20 protein-coding genes and 1 pseudogene are annotated in these 20665 nt (G+C 36.2%); 7 read left to right on the forward strand and 14 right to left on the reverse strand.

The features are described 5' to 3' along the window. Window positions 1-44: 44 nt before the first annotated feature. The 7 genes from CWC11_RS22820 to CWC11_RS10825 form a co-directional block, all read right to left on the reverse strand. Window positions 45-1352, reverse strand: coding sequence for a DUF4145 domain-containing protein (locus tag CWC11_RS22820; RefSeq protein ID WP_171038419.1), 1308 nt, complete (start codon window positions 1350-1352; stop codon window positions 45-47). Next, window positions 1349-2308, reverse strand: a complete 960-nt coding sequence (locus CWC11_RS10800; protein ID WP_138682691.1) for a viperin family antiviral radical SAM protein — start codon at window positions 2306-2308, stop codon at window positions 1349-1351. The genes CWC11_RS22820 and CWC11_RS10800 overlap by 4 nt, the downstream gene beginning before the upstream one ends. 197 nt (window positions 2309-2505) lie before the next feature. Then, window positions 2506-3177, reverse strand: coding sequence for a hypothetical protein (locus tag CWC11_RS10805; RefSeq protein WP_138682692.1), 672 nt, complete (start codon window positions 3175-3177; stop codon window positions 2506-2508). Continuing rightward, window positions 3167-3601, reverse strand: coding sequence for a hypothetical protein (locus tag CWC11_RS10810; RefSeq protein WP_138682693.1), 435 nt, complete (start codon window positions 3599-3601; stop codon window positions 3167-3169). The genes CWC11_RS10805 and CWC11_RS10810 overlap by 11 nt, the downstream gene beginning before the upstream one ends. Next, window positions 3594-4430: a hypothetical protein gene (locus CWC11_RS10815; protein WP_138682694.1), complete on the reverse strand. Its 837-nt coding sequence runs from the start codon at window positions 4428-4430 to the stop codon at window positions 3594-3596. Before CWC11_RS10815 ends, CWC11_RS10810 begins: the two co-directional genes overlap by 8 nt. Window positions 4431-4762: 332 nt before the next feature. After that, the gene (locus CWC11_RS10820) at window positions 4763-6277 is read right to left on the reverse strand and encodes a hypothetical protein (RefSeq protein ID WP_138682695.1); all 1515 of its coding nucleotides are present in this window, start codon (window positions 6275-6277) and stop codon (window positions 4763-4765) included. 117 nt (window positions 6278-6394) lie between these two features. Then, on the reverse strand, window positions 6395-7261 hold the full coding sequence (locus tag CWC11_RS10825) for a hypothetical protein (protein WP_138682696.1): 867 nt from the start codon (window positions 7259-7261) through the stop codon (window positions 6395-6397). 254 nt (window positions 7262-7515) lie between these two features. On the opposite strand from CWC11_RS10825, the gene CWC11_RS10830 reads away from it, so the two are divergent. Continuing rightward, window positions 7516-9408 (forward strand): winged helix-turn-helix domain-containing protein, encoded by a 1893-nt coding sequence (locus CWC11_RS10830; protein ID WP_138682697.1) that lies wholly within the window; start codon window positions 7516-7518, stop codon window positions 9406-9408. 430 nt (window positions 9409-9838) lie between these two features. Here CWC11_RS10830 and CWC11_RS10840 read toward each other — a convergent pair whose 3' ends face one another. Next, window positions 9839-10045 (reverse strand): hypothetical protein, encoded by a 207-nt coding sequence (locus tag CWC11_RS10840; RefSeq protein WP_138682699.1) that lies wholly within the window; start codon window positions 10043-10045, stop codon window positions 9839-9841. Between the two features lie 443 nt (window positions 10046-10488). Here CWC11_RS10840 and CWC11_RS10845 point away from each other — a divergent pair, with 443 nt between their 5' ends. Together CWC11_RS10845 and CWC11_RS10850 are read left to right on the forward strand one after the other, a co-directional pair. After that, window positions 10489-10671: a hypothetical protein gene (locus CWC11_RS10845; protein ID WP_138682700.1), complete on the forward strand. Its 183-nt coding sequence runs from the start codon at window positions 10489-10491 to the stop codon at window positions 10669-10671. Between the two features lie 184 nt (window positions 10672-10855). Further along, window positions 10856-11734, forward strand: coding sequence for a hypothetical protein (locus CWC11_RS10850; protein WP_138682701.1), 879 nt, complete (start codon window positions 10856-10858; stop codon window positions 11732-11734). Window positions 11735-11758: 24 nt separating this feature from the next. Here CWC11_RS10850 and CWC11_RS10855 read toward each other — a convergent pair whose 3' ends face one another. From CWC11_RS10855 to CWC11_RS10865, 3 genes are all read right to left on the reverse strand, one after another. After that, window positions 11759-12712: a replication initiation protein gene (locus CWC11_RS10855; protein ID WP_138682702.1), complete on the reverse strand. Its 954-nt coding sequence runs from the start codon at window positions 12710-12712 to the stop codon at window positions 11759-11761. A gap of 696 nt (window positions 12713-13408) precedes the next feature. Beyond that, window positions 13409-13693: a hypothetical protein gene (locus tag CWC11_RS10860; protein WP_138682703.1), complete on the reverse strand. Its 285-nt coding sequence runs from the start codon at window positions 13691-13693 to the stop codon at window positions 13409-13411. Between the two features lie 134 nt (window positions 13694-13827). Further along, window positions 13828-14223: a hypothetical protein gene (locus tag CWC11_RS10865; protein ID WP_138682704.1), complete on the reverse strand. Its 396-nt coding sequence runs from the start codon at window positions 14221-14223 to the stop codon at window positions 13828-13830. 645 nt (window positions 14224-14868) lie between these two features. Between CWC11_RS10865 and CWC11_RS10870 the strand changes: the two genes are divergently transcribed. Next, complete coding sequence (locus tag CWC11_RS10870) at window positions 14869-15060, forward strand: hypothetical protein (protein WP_138682705.1); 192 nt, start codon at window positions 14869-14871, stop codon at window positions 15058-15060. Between the two features lie 104 nt (window positions 15061-15164). After that, on the forward strand, window positions 15165-16316 hold the full coding sequence (locus tag CWC11_RS10875) for a site-specific integrase (RefSeq protein ID WP_138682706.1): 1152 nt from the start codon (window positions 15165-15167) through the stop codon (window positions 16314-16316). Between the two features lie 194 nt (window positions 16317-16510). Here the strand turns inward: CWC11_RS10875 and CWC11_RS10880 are convergent, their stop codons facing one another. From CWC11_RS10880 to CWC11_RS23515, 3 genes and pseudogenes are all read right to left on the reverse strand, one after another. Beyond that, entirely contained in the window at window positions 16511-16888 is a 378-nt protein-coding gene (locus CWC11_RS10880) for a hypothetical protein (protein WP_212748083.1), read from the reverse strand. Window positions 16889-16989: 101 nt separating this feature from the next. Beyond that, a complete protein-coding gene (locus tag CWC11_RS10885; RefSeq protein ID WP_138682707.1) occupies window positions 16990-17295 on the reverse strand; it encodes a hypothetical protein in 306 nt (101 codons plus the stop codon). 71 nt (window positions 17296-17366) lie between these two features. Then, window positions 17367-18535 (reverse strand): annotated as a pseudogene (locus tag CWC11_RS23515) (acyltransferase family protein). 149 nt (window positions 18536-18684) lie between these two features. Here CWC11_RS23515 and CWC11_RS10895 point away from each other — a divergent pair. Then, window positions 18685-19830, forward strand: a complete 1146-nt coding sequence (locus CWC11_RS10895; RefSeq protein WP_138682708.1) for a sensor histidine kinase — start codon at window positions 18685-18687, stop codon at window positions 19828-19830. Further along, window positions 19808-20422, forward strand: coding sequence for a response regulator (locus tag CWC11_RS10900; protein WP_138682709.1), 615 nt, complete (start codon window positions 19808-19810; stop codon window positions 20420-20422). The genes CWC11_RS10895 and CWC11_RS10900 overlap by 23 nt, the downstream gene beginning before the upstream one ends. The last annotated feature ends 243 nt before the right edge of the window (window positions 20423-20665 follow it).

Genomic DNA, 20665 nt, shown 5'->3' on the forward strand with positions numbered 1-20665 from the left:
ATCTTGTCTGAACTAATACAACTTAACATTATGGATATTTGCATTTATTTTCCGCAGCAATTTTTATACTTTAAATTAGAGCCACATAAACAAGGTTCATTTCGTCCTAATTTAGTGGCTTTAGTAAAAGGCTTTTGCGGTTCTACTTTTACTTTGTCACCTTTAATTTCGTCTAGTAAACCAGAAAATAGTTCTCTTATTTTTAAGTACTTTTCATCAAGGTACAAAGCTGCATCTAAGTTACCAGTAGCAATTGCTTGGCATAAGTAATTTTGAGCTAGTTCGTCATCTTTTTTAACTAACTCACCTTTGTAATAGATTTTACCTAATTCAAACATTGATTTATTACAGCCTAGCCTTACTGCTTTTTTAAAACTCTCAACTGCTTTATTACCATTAATTGAGCTAGCTTTAGCTGAAGAATATAAAACACCTAACCTCTGATATAGAAAAACAGTATGCTCAGCCTTTTTGTGGTTAAGGTATTTATGTGCTTTTTTATAGTCTTCACCTAAGTAATAGCACCAACCTAAATAAGCGTAAGCAGCGTAAAAGCCTCTTTTTGCTAATGCGTTTAATAATATTGTTACCTCAGTAATATGTAGGTTATCTACTTTATCGTTGAAACATAAAAGAGCATATTTAAACAGAATTTGATGGCTTTGCTGAGCAATACTAATTTGTTTATCATCAGCGCTAATAACATCAGTTATTGTTTTTTTTGAGCAAAGTTGAAAAGCACTTTTATAAGACTCAGCTGCAAAAGAATACATAGTCTGTGCGCGCGCAATAAAAGATTTTTCATCTAAATCTTCACTTTCAAAAACTTCTCCCATTTTTTCGTAAAAATCACCTAATCTTAAATACTCTTTATAGTCACAAGAGATTAAACAGTTAAACCACAAGTCTTTATGTTCTTGGCCTCCCACATCTATTAACTCGTATTTAGGTATGCGCTCGCCAAGTTCTAAGCTCAAGTAAGCACTTTCCAGTAAATCTAAGATTTTTGTTCTTGAGGCTAGCGCCTTACCCTGCAAGCTCTCGTTACTCAACTCCTTATTATGAACGCCATCGTTTGTTAACTCTCTAACAGCATGAAATAGCTCTCTATCAGCTCCATGAATTGCGCTGATATCTGCAAGTTCATTTATTTGCTCCCATAAGTTTTTATTAGTAAATTCATAACTATGGTGTTGCGCATATAGTAAGCATAAGGTCTCTAGTATTTTACGAAATTTAAACAAACTAACATCAGGGCTTACATTCATCAGTAATAGTGCATTTTTGTAATCTGACGCAATGGACTCTTTAAACAATGCTGCGAATTGTTCATCATTATTTATAGTGCTCATGCTGAAGCTCCCTGTTTATACGCGGCGTTATTTTTAAGCTGATACTCGCTATTACTAATGAGGCTAACTGTATTATCCTTTTTATATCGGCTAGTAAACGTCTCCCAGTTTATTTCACAGACTTCTAATGCTTGCTTCACACCTACATCTAAAATTAAATCACCATAAACATATCCATTTTGAGTTGCGCTATTTTGATAAAAGCGTCCTTGAGGGTTAATCATTAAATAAGAATTTGTCATTGCTTCGTTGTCTTCAGCCACCATGACTTCTTTTAATGAAGCGTGGCGTTTTACAAACCCAGAAAATTGCTCATCAGAAACTAATAAGTTGCTATTTAGTACAGGCAGCACCTGAAACACCTTCCATTTTTCGGGTTTTATGTCTGCTATTAGCTGCTCGAATGATTCTTGGTAATTAAGGCTATTAACAACGGTGTTTAACTTTATTGTAATGGATGGATTAACGCTACGAATCTGTGTAACTGCTTTAATTAAATCGTGGCTTCCAAAAGACTTACCTTTACGATCTATTCGGCCAATATCTTTACGTGCAGTTGAAAATTGGCTATCAAAACTGATCCCAATCATTGAAAACATGGCACCATAGTTATCTATAAAAGAGTCTGTTAGATAGTGGCCATTAGTAATTAGCGATAAATTAAAGCCTAGCAACTTTGTTTTTATGATTAACTTTTCAAAACGTTTTTTAAGTATTAAGGGCTCCCCACCTGCAAAATTAATACGTACACTTTTGTAAGGGAAAACTGCTTTTACTTGGTTGGTATTATCGTCAAAAAAGTAATTGGCTAATTTTTCAAGCATTAACTCTGCATCTTGGCCATTAGCTTGTATTTCGTTGGGACGATCCCACTTTGCATAGCAAAATTTGCATGAGTAGTTACATACTTCTGTAACGTGATAATTAATGACTAATTCATCAATAGACTTATTCATGCGAACCTCCTAACACAAGGTTCAATAACGTTGTTTTAATAGCTGAATCAGCTAACGAAAGTTCATTGGTTTCATTGAGTAATGAAAAAAGAATTAAATGATGCATTATACTCTCCTAATATCACCGCGGAGTGCGGTGACTTCAGGAGCAAGTATCAAACTGTGAAATTCACAAAAAAGGGAAGACTGTAAATATTTTAATATTTATTTAGTAATAAACTATATTCTTCGTATTCTGCTTTTTTAGTGTTGTACAGAGTTACTAGCCATTGGCCATGTTCGCTAATAAACGCATCTGGGTTTTTAGTAATTAGTTTACCTAGAACACCAAACTCGCCTTCGATCACAGCCTTAAGAGCTAAATCATATGGGCTCGGTTGCGTATCAAATTCAATAGAATTAGCAATCATCTCCAATGAACTATATTGACCTTCATTAAATGGATATGGGATTTCATCTTGTGACCAATCTATATTTTCATCTGATAGAAAAAGCCTTAAATCACCAATACGCTTATCAAGTGCTTGAAATAGTAATTTTTTAGCCTTCCACTCCTTGGCAAATTGATCAAAACTTTCAGTGTTGATTTTTTCGCCATTGAGCCAATTTACAACTAATTTTTTATCTTCAAACAACGTATCTAGAATAACCAGGTTGCGAATAAATACATGATTACCCGCCTTAATTGGCTTAGGCACATAATCGACTGACTCAGATTTTATATCCACCTCATCAAGTAGTTTTGCTTTGAGGTTTTTATCTTTAACGTAATAATTTAAACGACTTCTCAACCGCTCTGGTAGCAAGTTGCGGTCAATTCCTAAAGCTTGACAGGCAACCGCTGCAATACTTTTATTTTTACCAGCCATACTGCTCACCATAACAACCAAGGAGTTGCTCTACTTTATGAACAGTTAAAGCCCCTCTAGCAATGTATGCGTAATCAATTCTGTTTGTCTCGACGCCGCACTGTTTCGCTACTCTGTAAATTGCACCAACACACCTGCCTGACAGATGAGCCTCTTTGAGAGATGTACTTAAAGAGCTGAGCAGTGATTCCTTTTGTTCTAAAAACTCTGAGCAAGATTCTTTCCACTCAATACCTTCCATATTATATGAATAGTAACCAGTGCACTGCCCCGCTAAGTGCGCTTCAGTCACAGAAGTTGAAAGCTTTTCTAATAGTGAGCGTTGTTGCTCTTTTTTTTCTTTACACGCAAGGTCTATATCAACGTTTGCTAAACTGCTGGTACTGAAAAGAGTGAATACAACTAATATAAACCCTTTAAACATTAGCTGTACCTACTTTTGTTAAGTCTTTTTCAACTACTTGCTTTAATGGTTTTTCGTCAGGTTTAAAATTGATTAGGCATATAATAAATAAGGTAATTATTATGGCGTCATCAATCCAATAAGCGTTATATTTGCTCACAATAAGAAAAGGAATAATGCCTAGTAGGCTTACTTTCATTAATATGTTTAGTGAATGAATACCTAGTAAGCTGATACTAAAACGGAATGGAGTGATAGCTGATTTTTTATACTTCCCAATTAAATTGCCAGCTGCTTTAATATTTACAATCCAAAACCAGCCTACTAGTAACTTAACGAACAAATTATCCTGAGTTTTAACTAACACTAATAAGCTAATGACCCCAAGCACTAAAATAACTATTAGCGTGATTAAGAAGTGAAATAAAGAATGAGCCCAAATGCTAGGTTTTGATAACTGCTCTACTTGTTTAGTTCTTGAGAAAAAGTAAAACTTTGCTGAGTTTCTAATTAAATCAGGCTTTTTTAGCTGAGATAAATATTCAAAGGCAATCATATGTTTGGCTTTATATGTTGCAAAGCCATTGTCTGATAACTGAAAATCTTCATTTTCGTCTAGTAATGTATTTTTTTTATCTAGATACGCTATTGCATCTAGAGCAGTAGTTACTTCCTCATCACTTTTATGGAGCTCTTTAGGTACTTCAAACCTGGTGTCTTTTTTTAGTGATGCAAGGTTTACCCGCCATTGCTGTATTAATTGATTCTGGGATAGGTGGTTATCTTGAGTTTCTGCCTCTACTTTTTCATTAGTATCGGTGGTGTTCGAATGCTCGTTATTACTTTCCATACTTCTTTTAATATCCTTATACAAATAACTAAATTGAAGCTTTTTATACTATTAAAACTAAAGCTCTTATATTTTTATACTTATGAACAGAGTGACGGTTAGACACTTTAATCCATGAAAAATCGCTTTCTAAGGTGAATTCAACATGAATAACCTAATGATACCGCAAAGATTAAAACTTTATAAAACTTAATTTTCAAAAATCGGTGAAGGTTTCTTAATTAATAAATTTTGGTTCACAAAAGACTAATTGTAAGAAAGTTACTTTTAATCTAATTCAATCAAAAAGGGGCTTCTTTTAAGAAGCCCCTTTGGTCTCATACAAACAAAATCTATTTTTTCAATTCAACCATATTAATCAAAAGGTCATTAAAAATGTCACCTTCTTTTGTTGCGCTTATAATATCGCCATTTGGCGATAACAACCCTAACGTCAATGCTTCATTACGCTTGAACATAGCTAATGCAACATAATCATCAACTCGAAGCGCAGATATATGGTTACTAGCGTATTCGTCAACAAAGTAGAGTGTGTCTTTGTTTGCTTCAAAGCTAGGAAGCAGACTTACATTTTCAAGATACTGTAGGCGAGTTTCAACCATTTCACCGCTTGCATACTCCACTGACATTTTGTTTTCAAAATCCACCATATAAGCAGCATAATCATAATCGCCAGCGCTATTTTGAGCTAAACCAGAGTAAACAGAGCGGTACCAATCTCGGGCACGCAAACCCATAAACTCATTTGCTTTTGCTGTGTAATTATCAATCCACACATAACCATTTGAAACATACTTATCGTTACCTATATCAGTGAAAGCTCGAAAAATAAGCGCTGAACCTTTATCTGATTCGTGACCATAAACAAATCTGTATTTTTGGTGACCAACAGCAATCATTTCAGTATGCGAAGTATATCTATCCACACATTCTTGCTCGGCATCAGCTGCTATAACAGACTCCGAACTAATAACATCATCAACAAAACAGAAAGCATTACCTACACCTTCTTTGATTGTTAGCTTACCGTAAGTAGCTTCTGCGTGGTCACCACCTTCAAGGCGTGCAAATGAATAGATATTCCAATCACCCACTAGCACTTCATCTGAAAGCGTCTGAATGAACGGCCCATTACCACTGCCATCATCAACACTTGGCACAGAAAGATACATTTGGCCATTATCATCCAACTCGAACGAAAGATCTGCAGGACTAACACCCGACTCTAAAGTTGAATACACATAATCAGCCACTAATGAAACGCTCTGTGGTACACCCGAAAGAGACTCACCCTCTTGCAACAACTTAACCGCATAATCAGACGCAAGACCCACCAAGATAGCTTGAGGGCTACCTGATTCCAGAAGAGTTGTGTAGTCCCCTGAAACCATATTTAAATCAACAAACCACATGTCGGCAATTGACTGCATTGAATAACCAGAATCAACAGACATTGTCGTTACAGCGCTAACGTTAGCTGAACCTGCCGCTGCATAGAGTGTGTAAGCGTCATCAATAAAGCTACCAGTATTAATATCAACCGTTTGCTCAGGCACTGTGTCTATGATAATTGCTGTATCCGTGTAGTCACCCGATACTGTATAAGCGCCAGAAGTAGATGTTAAACCTAAAAACTCCGACTCTTCACATACTAAGTTTTGATTTACATCAGCACATACACGAGCGCCATTTAATGGGACCACGGTACCAATAACAAAATCCGCATTTGTAACTGTGCCTGTTGATGCGTCACCAACTGAATCTTTCACTGGTGCCGAAGATTCTGAACCACCGCCACCACACGCTGCAAGTAAACTACAAAGAGATAGAGCAATTAATTTTTTCATTTTGTTTATTCCAATATTTTTTAAGGCAAGTAGGAAGTTGAGATAGAAACTTAAAGTATTGATTTTTATTTTTAAGCACACTTGTCTAAGCACGCTTTTTAAACGGCTTAAAATAACTCAGCTATTAGCAACACTTATAAGATGCTCGAGTAAAACGCCCATCAGCTTTTTATCATATTGTGATGTACCGTCAGGGCTTACAGAAACAGGATGACTTAAACGATATTCAACTTTTGACTTACCGCGGTATAAAAAAATATCTAAGTCGACAAACGCAACTGTACCACCTGAATTAAATGTAAAACGATTCTTGTAGACTCGCTTATTTGATTTGTTTTCATTAGGTCGCTGCTTTAATTTTCTCTCAAAACTTGTTTGAACAGATGCAGGGTCAAACTCAACATCAAATGAGCCACTTGAATAAACATATTTATCAATATCTTTACCCGGTTTATCCATCACATTATCGAGTAACTCTTGAAGTGTTTTGTCGCTTATTGGGGAAGATATTGGAATAAACAATGCGTCAGAAGCATCTTCTGCAGTTGCAGTCACTGCAGGTAAAAGGTTAACTTTAAAAGATTCTGTTGTTTCTTCAATTTGGTAAGGAAATGCAGTGTGAACTTTTGAAAGGTAAGTACTACCTGTGCGAAATTTATCCCCGCGAAAGTAGGTAATCTTCACTTCAGAATCAGTTAGAAAAACTTTTTTACCCCATATTAATTTTATGTCTGCCGTTTGCCATTTACCGCATTCGATATCGCATTGCGTATATCCAGTATGTGCTGAAACATGCTCCCTTAAAGCATTTCCCACAGTCCCCAAAGTAACAACATCACTTGCAACGCCTGAGAGTTTTTTATATTCAAATGTTTTATTTTTAGCCGTTTGACTTAACGGGATATTCCTAATATCGGGAGTAGACTTACAACCCGAAACAAAAGACAAAATAACAGCGGTTATAGCAAGTTTTTTCAAGCTCATTATTTATAATTCCTTTTTCTTCAATGTTTTAATTAAATACGAGTCTATAACCCCAAATACAGTGGGTTTTAAAGCTCATTTTTTCGGACAAGAAATATCTATGATCTTTATAAAAAAAGGTAGTGAATAAATATAAAACAGTGTGATTTAGTGTGAAATACTATAATTATTAAATAGTTATAAATATCATGTAGATTGTTGAAATAATCAAAACAAATGGTTAAACTCCCCGAAAAAATAATAAAGCTCTCCCTGTGAACTATAAAATCAATGACTTTTTAATCTCACCAGATATTAATTCAGCATCAAAAAACAACAAAAAACTTGAACTGTCCTCCCAAGAAATAATTGCACTTAAACTGTTTTTTTCGTCCGATGATGGTTTTGTTGATACACAAACTCTTGAATCAGAAATTTGGGGGGAGCGCATTGTAACTAAAAACTCACTTCGTAAGCTGATAAGTGATCTACGGTTAAAATTTGGTGATAGTGAGTCATTTAAAAACATAAGAGGTAGAGGCTACAAACTCAAATTTGAATCGATTGCACCCGCAACGGTTAATCACAAAAAAGTAAAGAATTATAAGTACTTGTTCACTTTGCTATTTATTATTTTGATATGTATTGTGGCAATTTTATCTTATAGCTACAAAGGGAAGATTGAAGCGCTACCGAAGGTTTCTACCCAAACAGTTTTTGAATCTAAAGATTATATTTTGGACTACGCAACTTATAACAATTCGCTATTTGTTACTGCGCGAGACAAAAACACATCAAAGTTATACAAAGTTTTAAATCGTCAAAACACAGTGTTAATGTCGGAGAATTATTCTGGTGCTTATCGCGGCTTAGAAATTCATACAAGTGGCCGCACAATAATGCATGTAGTTGAAGATTCAAAATGTAAAATTAAAGTTTTTCAGAGGCCTGTCGAAGACCAAATAGATGAGATCCCCTGTAACAGGCAAAATGCATTCCCCTCTTTTGATTGGATAGATGAAAATAGGTTTTACATTACTTTTAACGTTGATCCGAGTTCATCAATTAAACCTTTTGTATATGACCTGAAAACTAAGCGATTAGAAGAAGTTTTTAGCATCAACTTTGAGTCAGAGAATAATAAAAACTTTATTGACGCATACATAAAAGGTCACAATGATGGCGTATTTTCATTAAGAGAGAATCATTTAGATGAGATGTCATTAACTTACTTTGAGGGTAATAATAGAAAAACATTTTATAAGTTTAGATCTAAACCTTATTCAATTGCCGTTGCAGAGCAAAACCTATTCTTTGTGGGTAATAATAATGAGCTATTTATGTTGCCGTTATCAGACGACATATTATCTCAAGATATAAATTTATCACTTTTGATGGCACCGCAAGCTACTAAAATTGATGACCCTTTAATCCTTGAAGAACAGCTCTATTTATCTTTAGGTAACATTGCAAAAGAAGTTATATATAGTTCATCAGGGAATTTTACTTATAGCTTAGAAAATGGTGTCAGAGACTTCACCTATACTGATAAGGTGCTTACAGTTTTAGCATTAACTAACAGTGGTTACGCAATAGAACAACTTAAAGATGGGCTTGTTTTTAATTCTATTTACTTCGATTCAAACCTGAGCCTTAGGCATATAGCTTTTTTTAAAAACGAAATATTCTTGGCAGGTGCTGATGGTGTCTATAAGTTAGTTAAAAATAAGTTGACCCAAGTTAGCAATATAAAAACTATTCAGCTCGTGTCTAACGGTAAATGTATGATTGCAGAAGGTGAAGGCATTCATTTATTTGACCAAAACACAGACACTTTCATAAAAATAGTGGAGCAAGGTGAAAGAGCATTTCAAAGTGAACAAGGGTGTTTATTTGTAGATACTCTTACAGGGAATATTGTTAATGAAAGTCGTGAAATAATAAGTAAGCAAACAAAGAAAAGACTACTAATTGAGCACAAAGGAAAAATTGCACACCGCTACAATGTTAAAGAACAAACACATATTGTGGATATCAATACCGGTAGAGTGATAGAAAAAACAAAATCACGCGCCAGATATACAAAGCTGATTTCCTATGAGGATGATATCCTATATTTAGGTGAAGCTGATGTTAATACATCTATTTTGAGGTTGAAATTAGATTAAGAGCGTATCAGCTATAATCACCCTGAACTTTTTAGCTAGGGTATTTAATTTCCATTGAGTAAGTAAGCGCATTGAAATTTGATGAATCGATAGTATGCAAAATTTCATTTTTCATACTATCGAACGTAAAAAAAGCGCCTTGATAAAGTCAGGGCGCTTTGTGTTTAGGACAAATAAACAAGGGTTATACAAATTTAAATAAGCAAATATTTGAGCATGATTTTCATGCTTGGGTTATTGCTTTGGCAATATTGCTCATAGTTAATTATGCCAATAGCCATTTTAGTGCAAAACAAACTTAGAGCGATAAACCAAGCGAAATTTTTAGTTGATTGGTACTGTAAAAACAGTAACCCTGAGCCACTCAATGCGATAATCGAATAGGCAGCTTCTATTCGGTATTGGCTAAAAGCTTTTAAAATTTTGGGCATTAAAAGCCGTCATCGAACGGGTCAAAAACATCAAAACAGTCATCATTGTTTGAATCACTTATAGACTCTTCAATCTCATAAACAGTCATGACCCTATCAGGTTGGCCTACCACATTGCCACCAACATCTACGATATTAGCGCTCGCATTTGTGATAGGTAATCCTGTTGTTGGATTAATAGCAATATCATTAGCGTCATCTTTCATTTTTTAAACCTTCTTAATTATTAATTTATGCTTTCAAATTTAATAATTTCGTGATAAAAATCAAACTCGTTTGACTGCGCAGCTCAGCAACAAACAGTTTGAATTAAGTAATTAACCTTTCCCTTATTCCACCTAATTTTATTAAGTAAGAACCCTTTATTCTTTTCTAAAAAACACATTATTAAGTTTATTTTGAAGGCGATTTCTGTCTGCAAGACGCTCTTAAAACGCATTTTTCGGTACGAAAAACTGCAAAAAGGCGCCTCAGAATGAGGCCAACAAGCGCGTAATGTGTTGTAGGCGAAGCCGTAGACACATGGAGACAGCGCGAATGTACAGGCTGGTCTGTACTAACCGCGATAGTGTTTCGCATCAGCGAAATTCGATTAAAATTTTGCAAAAATTGATATCGAACCATCTATTTTCGTAGAAAATTACAGCAGATGAAAAATGCAAATTATGGGGCACCCATTGCATTGTCAGGCGCGGCAGTATGGCGGTTAGTACAGAGCGTAGCTCGGTGCATTCGCGCAGGGTCTAAAACGCTAGTGCGTAGCGCGTTGAGTCAGCTCGTTGCGGAGCAACAACAAGAGCTGGCGGGCGTTTTAGGCCCTATGGTTGAGTAGCGCAGCGACGAGGCCATCCGCTGAAAGCGGCTTTTGTTGCGATTATTATCGCGACAATGATTCCGTGCATGCTGTCAAAGCATCTCGGAATGAAAAACGGCAATATAATTATAAAAAGATGATAATTTTTGTGTTGCGGTACTAGTTAATTTTAATAATTAACTCACCAAAAGGATTTTGTGAATTGACTCAGCAACCATCAAAAAATTTAGAATCAAACAACACTCTTCATACTCACTACCCCCGCTATTTTGATATTGATATGCGGTATTGTGCAGGCGCAAATAACCATCAAAAAGGGGTTAACAGGACCAAGCTCTCGGTTCTTATTGCAATTCGATTTTCTATTGTTACACCAGGGATTATTCGTTGGTTATATGGCATCAATCATCGGTTAGCATTAGAGCATTTAAACCGGCTAGAAAAAGATGGTTTTTTGCGTGTGGTAAAAACACATCGAAGCCCAGATGGTCGTGTCTATGTTCCTACCTATACTGCTGCCAAATTTGCCGAGGAGTTAATGGGCATCGACGTGTATTTTAGGAGTAATAAAAACCCTGCTCTGCAGTTCAACCAAAATAATGTAGCACACAACCTTATAAACGCATTTGTAATGTTGCGCGGTATACACAATTATCACAGTGATGAAACATATGCGCCAATGTGGAGTGGATTCATTACCGAGCCTGAATTTCAACGAATTAACAGCCTATCCGCCGCAAGAACTGTGGATGGCGCTGTGCAACTTCCTGATGGCTCAATAGCCGCTATTGAGGTGGAGCACTCTTTTAAAAATAAAACGGCACGACAAGTCATTTTACTAAAATATTTGGCCTCGTTAAGAAATCGCGATTACAGTAAGATTTTTTTATTCTCTCAGTCGGTCAAAATTTTTGATGACATTAAACGACTCCACGAACAGTTATTTGAGGAGATGCCACAGCGTTTTGATAAAAAAACACGAGCACCACTTCTCAGTGAGAGCGATGCTGAGCTGCTGCGTGCCTCAATAATATACCGAACTAAATTGTGCTCTGAAATTGAAAAAATGTTTTACTCGTAATGCAGTAGTATAAACATTAAGGCGTTATGTTTTTTTGTTCAATTGTTTAGAGTAATACGACTTAGCTTTATCGTCACCGATGATTTTTGCATACGTTATACAGCGCCTTATATCGGCTTTTGCCAATCTAAAAGCGGGGTTTTCGTTTTGGTTTGATAGCTCATAGCCTCCTAATCGATTGAGGTTTACCCGAGCCCATACCCTCTCTTCATGCGAGCCCTTTTTTACCTTCGGCCGACGAGCTAACCTCAGCCTAGCTATATGCTGACCGTCGGATTGAGGGATGTATGAAAACTCGATGGCGGTGATACAGTTGCCAATTTTTTGTGGCTTAAACGTTACGCGTATGTCTGTGTGGGCATTGATTTTATCAATAGCAGGTAACAATACACGCGACTTAAAATCCCGCCATGCTCCATATGATTCGGATAAAAATAATTTCTGTTTCATCTCTGGTAATTGAAAACTCACAACTACAGAGCCCCGTCGTTTGTAATTTTTATAATTTCGCACCTCGTTTAGGAGTGCGTACAATCGAAATGATGCCAAACTGTTTAATTTTACTGTGTTATGAAAAAATAACCTTGTGAAATTACCCTCTATATTAAAAATATACGGCTCGATGGCTTCTGAAAACTCCAGTGTAATAAACGACCCTTGGTTTTTCAGCTTTTCGTATGTGGCATTGCTCACCCAAGGGATTGAAAACGCTTCACCACTATCATCTAAAATAGTGACAGATTTATCTCTTAGTGACTCTGCGGCAGAACTCAGCTGCTCATAAACGCTGTGCTTACTCAGACCGAAACACTTGGCATATTCCGTTGGATAAATCAGAATTTTTCCTGGGTTAGACTTTTTGGAATTAATTTTAGACAACGCTAGATTTATTAATCGCTGCTCATTAATCTCTAGCGAATATCCCGCATGTAATAGCATATTGGCGAAAACAATTTTTGGAGAATTTTTACTGCTCATCTCTCTACCTCATTTTTAATTGATGGTGTTATGCTAAACGCGGCTCAACCAATAAAAGAAATTTCGGTAAGTTTTTTGGTTAATAAAATTTTTATTTATTCACGGTAAAGTGCCCCCCTAAACCGTATAAATTGCCTACTCATTTCGTATAAAGTGCCACAAAAAACATATAAATTGCCCACCAAAACAGTGAATATTTTATTTAGTTTCAATAAGATAACCCCCTCTAAAAGTATTAAAATAGAAAAATAAAAATAAAGACACATTTGCCATTTTTTATAAATTTATTTCTGACGGTTAAAAAATAAATTAATTATTTTTTATTTTTTTTACCTCACCACTATCATTTGTAATGAAACTACTGAGAGAACTGACTGACTTACTGAAATACGCAAAAGGGAGGTAGACATAAACCTACCTCCCTTTTGCATTTGACCTATGCCTTGCCAAACATGATTACAATGACTGCGCTTTTGAGCCACCGTAACGAAATCCTGTATTTGCGCAGGACCTCCTCCCAGGTTTGATACTCAGTAACTGAGTAAAATGCCCTATTAAACGCTATTGCAGTTAGGGCAGCGAATCAGCAAATAATGATTCACGGCATATTTTGGGAGATATGATTAGGCTAATATTTTGATTTTGAAAATAACTATTATGACCTCAGTTTCAATCGCTAATTATTTCAATTAGTCCCTAGGAATAAACATCATCCTCGAAGTCACACGGCAGCTTCACACGCTCTATTGGGTCGCTAATCAGAGCGTGCATCAACTCATAAGTAAACTTTCGCATAGCATACTGGTTGAGCGCTTTATTCGCTGTAATTTCAGAGCCAATTACCTCCCAAAGCTCACCAAAATTCGCATTATCACTGCGTAATTCTAATAAGTTTATCTGATGGTCATTCGTGGTAATTACTCGGCTAAATGTTTGTAATAAATTTAAAAAATCCAATGTTGATACGTATGCATGTTTCATGTGTTCACTATCCTTGTGTGGTTTGTTATCAAAATCGATAACTCATTATTAGGTAATAATCAGGCATGGGTATTTAAATCGGTTTACGAAAAAAATATCATAAAAAAAGCGAACAAATGTTCGCTTAGGGGGGGTTATGCATTGTCGATAATATCGACCCAATCACTCTCTGCTGCTGCAAAAAATGTAGTTGGCGTTTGCATAAATATTTGCTGAAACTCCTCAGAGAAAAACTCACAAAACTGCGTTATTTGCTCTATGTAGATAAGTAAAAAAAGCGTCATGTCTTGTCCTTCTAAATATCTATTCTCAAAACTCGGATTTTTTTCCAACATACTATTTGAAATACTAATTCCAAGTACATTTCCAACGCTATCTCTATGTAAATAGATGTAATTATTGAAATTTAACTCCAAACTTTGTTCGTCAACTACATCTGCTAGCAATAAAATTGTAGAGCAGTCATCCCAAGGCGATTTACTGGCTCGAACATATTGGCGAATAAATTGAGATTTAGTGTTTTTTTTCATGATTTGTCCTCGTTAATTGTCCTGAAATTAACTAGGGCCAAGGGTGGGTAAAATGAAGAGTTGCGTTTTTGTTGGCTAAATTTGCAAAAATAATAAAAATCATTAAGGTTAATATGACTCTACAACCTCGAGAATGAACAATATGACTGATTTTATTTGGCTAATACCAGCGATAGTACTGACACTAATTTTGATAAAACATGTTCTCACACACAATAAAAAAAGTTAAATAGGATACATATAACCCCCTATTCAATCGTAAAAAACAATATTGCTTTTTTGGTAGGTGGCTAAATTAACTATGCCACTACATAAATACTCAACTCAATAATAAGCTTTTACCCGTACCCTCCCGCATCTTCTCAGAGTTATATTTTAAACCATACACACTCTAATCAAGGTCAAATCACACACTATAGCTCTTAGAAACGCCGAAAAATTTAATAGCATCGATAAAAAATCAAAATATTTTCAAAACATACAAGATATTGATTTTAAATGGATTATTCTTTTATTTTTATTGTTTTTTAATTTTTATTAAGTTTTTACTGCTTCAACTACTTAAAAAAAAATTTCAAATGTCGATATGTAGATAGAAAGGTTGAGAATTTTTTAAAAAATCAAATACATTTCTAGGAAATTTAAATGATAGACGTAGTACTAATCAGCAAATATTGCGAAGAGTCAGGTGAAAGTAAAAAAGCCGTAGAATCTCGAATCCAGAGAGGTGCGTGGATAGAAGGCAAACATTTTTATAAAGTTGAAGGCGTTAGAGAACGTTGGGTTGATCTAAATAGTGTAACTGAATGGGTTAAGAATCAAGGGGGGGTGATTTAGTTACTAAAGGATTTTGGGCTGAACTTCGCAGCAAAGAATCCTTAAAATACAGTATTTTATGGATAAAATATATAAGATTAAAATATTAAAGTGATAACTCTAAAATGCTATTAAAAACTCAAAAAATTAAGCCCCCCTCGGGCGTGGTAATTCGTTACAACTCAAAAGGTGAAGCAACATCATTCCAACTCACCTTCACCTACAAAGGTGTTTTATGTAGAGAAAAAGTACCATTCATACCTAATAAGCAAGGCCTAAAATCTGCAGGATTTTTTTTGGGCCAAATTAAAAATGAAATAGCGCATGACACTTTTGATTATGCCAAACATTTTCCAAAATCTAACAAAGTAAAGCTATTTACAACTATCCCAAACGACGCAAAAGTTCTTGATTACATGAACCTATATATTGAAAGGGGGATAGAGAGAGGGTTAGAAAAATCAACGATTGCTGGGTACAAGAAAGCTAAAAACGGATTAAAACCATTATGGGACTGTAACATTTCCGAAGTAGAAAGCATTGATGTTGTAAAGCTAATCGAAAAATCAACTGTATCGAGAAAGACGCTATCAAACCGGATTTCATTTTTACGTTGTTGCCTAGCTCGAGCTGTGATCGATAAATTAATAAAATCAAACCCTGTTCAAAATATACGAATAGGGGAATATTTACCTAAAATAAATAACATAGATTCAAGAGGAGCACATAAAGATGTGTATCCATTCACACCACTAGAAAAAGCCAAGATCATAAACGGTTCATCTGGGACAACACGAGCAATTGTAAGCCTTGTATTCAACACAGGCATACGCTCTAGTGAGTGGGTTGCATTAAAAAAAGCTGACGTATGTTTAAAAACAAAACAGGTGTCAATTTACGAAGCTATTGTTGACGGTATAGTTAAGGCAACTAAAACAAAAGCCGGTCGAAGAAAAATTCCTATTTCAGAAGATGTTTGTGATCTATTAGCGATAGAAATGAAAAAACATGACTCTGAATACCTATTTTTAAATTCTCAGCAAAGGGTTTGGGATCAAGATTCGTTTAGAAAAAATAGATGGAAAAAATTACTCGACTCTTGCGGTGTAAAGTACCGTTATCCATATCAAATGAGACATACGTTTGCATCTCAGTTGATTTCTGAGGGAGTAAATCACTGGAAGGTATCGAAACTTATGGGGCACTCTTCACCTAATATACTCTATCAGCACTATGGTAGTTTTATCGATGAGTATGAAAGAGAGTTTAATGCTTAGTTAAATACAGTTGAAGGGGGTGGTGTGTGGGCTTGATACGCATTCTACTCAGCTAACCCACCCCTACTCTTAATTAGTGCTATTCAGACCAAGTAAAACTTCTGGAAAGTGCCAGCGGACACTCAAGCGTAACTCGTTTCTGCCCCTTTATGAGTTAACGTAAATACTCTATAGGTCGACTTTGAGCGAAGCAGTCAATCAAAAGTTTTGATGTCTGAAGTCAAGATTTGATCCTCGTTGGCTTTTTCAAAACTAATGGGCACGAGCTTTTGTAATAGTGGCAACACAAGCAAAGGCTCAGGGCGATTTTCAACACAAACAACGGCATTTGCACTACTCAGCGCTCTCATCAATGCGTTAACAGGGGTTATATCGTCTAAAGACTCAATAAAACAATTATCTTTCTCAAACTCACTAATATCGTCGAAATACCCATCAGGCGAAAAACAATATAACTCAAGCGGCTTAACTACCGCGTTATTGTTGTTTGATAGTTTTTTCCCTAACACAATGAGTGGTTGAGCTTTTTTATCCAATCCGAGCTTAAGCAAGAGCGTATTTATTAAATCCATGTACTTCACTGAATACTAAATTAAAATAGCGGCATATTTTTATCGAGCATTACTAGGTACATTAAAACAATAGCTATTTTGATGAATTACCAGCGATTGTGCTATGCACTATGAGTAAGTAATTTAATCCATTCATCTGCGTTTGACACAATGAATTGATATTTATTGCCATCTTTTAATACGACTTCAATTGCATCATGTGTATAAGGCAAAATACCCGCAACTTTACCATTGCACTTACTCACTTTTACAATTTCACGCCGTGAAAACGTATAAGGCCCTAACCCAAATTGTGAATTAAACGGCGCAAAATGAATATCAGTGTTGGTTAGCCAAAATTTGCCGTCGGCTTTGATTGCCCCTTGTTGAATCGTGGCGATTGTCGATTTGATTGTTATTGCATGCATAATAGTATCCCTTTATGTAGCTCTTAATGTGTCAGTTTTGCTGCTTTTAAGTCATTACCAAGTGACGACATTTAAGCTGACTGTATTATCTTTCTCTTGGTTTGCCTACCGTTAAGTAGTGCGTCCAACCAGGTGTTTTTAACTAATAATAAATAACTTATTTGACCTATAAGTAATGTAACAACCACACTAACTATAAACTTTACTAAAACTGGCAAATTAGTATTAATCAATGGCATCTGAATATAAATCAGCACTGGCACATGTATTAAATAAATCCAATATGATGCATTTGATATGCTGCGACTGAGCTTACTTTTGTGATTTAAAAAACGATGCCCAAGTAAAAACGTTATGGCGGTTAACAAAATAACACTCAGTCCTTGTGATAAAACATGCAATACATGTAGCTCTCCCGCTGCGGCAAAATAACCCGTAGTTGCGGCAGCAATCACTTCATCTAAGCTTGGTGCGGCTGGTAATAAAGAAAAATAACCAGTCAGTGATATTGCAGCACCTAAAGTAAGAGGCCATAAGTACTTATGATATGACGAAATGAGCTGTTGTTTTTTATAAAGCCCCACTCCTAAGCAATAAAAACTGCCGTAAAAACCATACGACCACAACTGTGGCGTGAGTTTATCGGGAGCAGGAAATGGAATAGATTGCCCCATCAAAGAAAGCGTTAACACGATGGGAAGTACAACCCACATAAATAAAGGGTGAACGCTAAGCCCATCGAATTTATTACCTAATAAGTTAGTTGTTTTCAACAACCAATGAATTAAGCAAAACTGACATAAATTCCACAAAAACCATAAGTGCATAGTGCTAACAACAGGCTCTTTAATGACTTGAAACACAACAAAAATTGGAGGTATTGGATTAGCTATATCAGCCCCAAAACTCAAGGCATGGTAGTAAGTAGCAAAGCTTAACGGTAAAATACAATAAAAGGCAGTAATATATGTTGACTGCGATGGCGTAAAAATCGCGCGTTGCTCGATTTAACTATTAATAACGCACTGCAAAACCCTGCAATAATAAAAAATAACGGCATCCGAAATAAGTGCAGCGTATGCGTAATAAAATCAAATAGGCCATGTGTGCTTGGGTCTGCCGTAAACCAAATATTACTAAAAAAAGGACTGTAGGCTAAAGCGGCATGAAATACAATGCCGAGCAATAGCGCGAGGCTGCGTAAATTATCAATGTAATGTAATCGACTGTCTTTATTCATTAATGTGCCCAACTAATTTTTATTAATAAAGCATAAATGAAGAGGCATAATGGCACTAGTCACAAAGCTCATAGCCCGAGCTATGACAGATGTCACTGTTTTTACATCGCGAGTTCTGCAATAATTGCTAAAAAAATATGGCTATAGTAATGGAATCAACTATACGACATACAACCGATTGGCATTTCTCAACATTGGCATCGTGGCTTGGGGTGACATCGGCGTGTGCCTATTATGCCAACTCAGAATTAGCGCTATATTTGCAAATCATAGTAAGTGGTTCCATTTTAGCTATTTTGCTGTATGTGTTAAAACAGCCTAACAAATTTGTTCACGGCGTAGCACTTGGCTATTTCCTGCTTATTTTGGTTATGATACAACTGAGTTCAACGTCCTTAGTTTTTATCCACCTAGTGATGTTTACCGCGGTTTTTAGTCCTCATTTTTCGCTTCCTAAAATACTGGCTTGCGTTGTGGCTGCCATGCTGGTGTATGGTTTAACGCATTATGCGCGCTGGGAAAATGGCATTCCTTGGATCACGTTTACAATTTGGTTTTTCTTTTGCTTGATGAATTGGTTTGTCAGTCGCCGGATTGTCGAAAGTTTAAATACACATTACCAATCCCGCCAAAACTACAAAGAGTTAAAAGCCACCCAACACATGATGGGAGTGATGCATGCAGCGCAAGAGCGACAAAATATATCACGCGAGCTCCATGACTCACTCGGCCATAAGCTTACCGCGCTCAGCATTAATTTAGATTTTGCTAAAAGAGCAGCAAATGAAGCCACCGTAGAAACCCTCTCTCTTTGTCACCAACTTAGCCAAGAAGTATTGGCTGAGGTGCGCGAAATCGTTTCCACTCAACGCAATGACAAAACGATACTTAAGCAAGCTCTTGAGGCCATTTGCGAACTAACACCTAATTTACACTGTGATCTCCAACTAAGTAAGGAGGCAGAGCAGCTCCCTCAAGGCTACGCCCTTTGTGTATTGCGCTTTACCCAAGAGATGATCAGCAACACCCTTAAACATACCCAAGCAAACCATTTTACTTTGCATGTAAATGTCACCCACGTTGGCGAACAGCTGCTGTTAGTTGCAAAAGCGTATCACAATCAACCAGAGACCCATTTACCAAAACAAGGGAACGGATTAGCAGGATTAAATGAGCGAATGGCACAATTTAGCGGTGAATTTTCACAACACCTTGAGCAAGAAACACTGATAAATACCATGACACTACCACTAAATTTAGAAGAAAAAAGCCATGATAAAGTGCCTACTAGTTGAAGATCAGACATTAGTTCGTTTAGGCCTCGCTAATTTACTTAACCTTGATAGCGCCATTATTATCGAAGCCCAAGCTGAAGATGGCTTGCAAGCGCTTACACTATTAGCTGAGCATAGTTTTGACATTGCTTTACTCGATATGAGAATGCCGAATTTAGATGGGCTCGGCGTGCTGCAAAAAATGCGTGAAAAAGGTGATAAAACCCCTGTGCTGATCATCACCACATTTGAAGATTGTGATGTATTAGTCAAAGCCCTTAATCTAGGTGCTCGTGGGTATGTGCTTAAAAACATTGAACTTGAAGAACTCATTAGCGCTATCAAGCAGGTCGTTGCAGGTGAGCGAGTATTGCAAAGTGCGGTTACTGATTTTTTACTCAAAAAGCAACTAAGCCCTCAGCTCAGCTTAACGGACAAAGAACAAACCGTATTGCAGTGTTTGTCTTTAGGTATGCCAAACAAAGTGATTGCCAAAAAATTAGATAACTCTGAGGGGACTATTCGTAATCATGTGTCACAAATTCTTGCCAAATTAGACGTAAAAGACCGCACTCAGGCCGTTATAAAAGCCATTAATCAAAACCTAATTTAACACGCGAACAAGACCAAATTACTATTTTTGATTAGGCTTAAGTGGTGCAATCAACATAAATAAGAGTAAATAAAACTAACTAATAAACAAACAGGCGACTATCCATACGAGATTTTCTTGGCGTTCCACTTTTTGTGACCTAGCAATGAGTATGATTGGCATCACCCAAACCTTGATTTCAGACATTAAAGATCTTCAGTCTGCTCATGGCACCGAACCGCACTGGACTTCCCAGCTTTCACT

This window comes from Pseudoalteromonas sp. S3178 (assembly GCF_005886985.1).
GTDB lineage: Bacteria > Pseudomonadota > Gammaproteobacteria > Enterobacterales > Alteromonadaceae > Pseudoalteromonas > Pseudoalteromonas carrageenovora.

Bases quoted from the DNA above. Each gene is read 5' to 3' on its own strand.
- CWC11_RS22820 (WP_171038419.1), bottom strand. From the start codon at position 1,352: ATGAGCACTATAAATAATGATGAACAATTCGCAGCATTGTTTAAAGAG.
- CWC11_RS10800 (WP_138682691.1), bottom strand. From the start codon at position 2,308: ATGAATAAGTCTATTGATGAATTAGTCATTAATTATCACGTTACAGAA.
- CWC11_RS10805 (WP_138682692.1), bottom strand. From the start codon at position 3,177: ATGGCTGGTAAAAATAAAAGTATTGCAGCGGTTGCCTGTCAAGCTTTA.
- CWC11_RS10810 (WP_138682693.1), bottom strand. From the start codon at position 3,601: ATGTTTAAAGGGTTTATATTAGTTGTATTCACTCTTTTCAGTACCAGC.
- CWC11_RS10815 (WP_138682694.1), bottom strand. From the start codon at position 4,430: ATGGAAAGTAATAACGAGCATTCGAACACCACCGATACTAATGAAAAA.
- CWC11_RS10820 (WP_138682695.1), bottom strand. From the start codon at position 6,277: ATGAAAAAATTAATTGCTCTATCTCTTTGTAGTTTACTTGCAGCGTGT.
- CWC11_RS10825 (WP_138682696.1), bottom strand. From the start codon at position 7,261: ATGAGCTTGAAAAAACTTGCTATAACCGCTGTTATTTTGTCTTTTGTT.
- CWC11_RS10840 (WP_138682699.1), bottom strand. From the start codon at position 10,045: ATGAAAGATGACGCTAATGATATTGCTATTAATCCAACAACAGGATTA.
- CWC11_RS10845 (WP_138682700.1), top strand. From the start codon at position 10,489: ATGAAAAATGCAAATTATGGGGCACCCATTGCATTGTCAGGCGCGGCA.
- CWC11_RS10855 (WP_138682702.1), bottom strand. From the start codon at position 12,712: ATGAGCAGTAAAAATTCTCCAAAAATTGTTTTCGCCAATATGCTATTA.
- CWC11_RS10860 (WP_138682703.1), bottom strand. From the start codon at position 13,693: ATGAAACATGCATACGTATCAACATTGGATTTTTTAAATTTATTACAA.
- CWC11_RS10865 (WP_138682704.1), bottom strand. From the start codon at position 14,223: ATGAAAAAAAACACTAAATCTCAATTTATTCGCCAATATGTTCGAGCC.
- CWC11_RS10870 (WP_138682705.1), top strand. From the start codon at position 14,869: ATGATAGACGTAGTACTAATCAGCAAATATTGCGAAGAGTCAGGTGAA.
- CWC11_RS10875 (WP_138682706.1), top strand. From the start codon at position 15,165: ATGCTATTAAAAACTCAAAAAATTAAGCCCCCCTCGGGCGTGGTAATT.
- CWC11_RS10880 (WP_212748083.1), bottom strand. From the start codon at position 16,888: ATGGATTTAATAAATACGCTCTTGCTTAAGCTCGGATTGGATAAAAAA.
- CWC11_RS10885 (WP_138682707.1), bottom strand. From the start codon at position 17,295: ATGCATGCAATAACAATCAAATCGACAATCGCCACGATTCAACAAGGG.
- CWC11_RS10895 (WP_138682708.1), top strand. From the start codon at position 18,685: ATGGAATCAACTATACGACATACAACCGATTGGCATTTCTCAACATTG.
- CWC11_RS10900 (WP_138682709.1), top strand. From the start codon at position 19,808: ATGATAAAGTGCCTACTAGTTGAAGATCAGACATTAGTTCGTTTAGGC.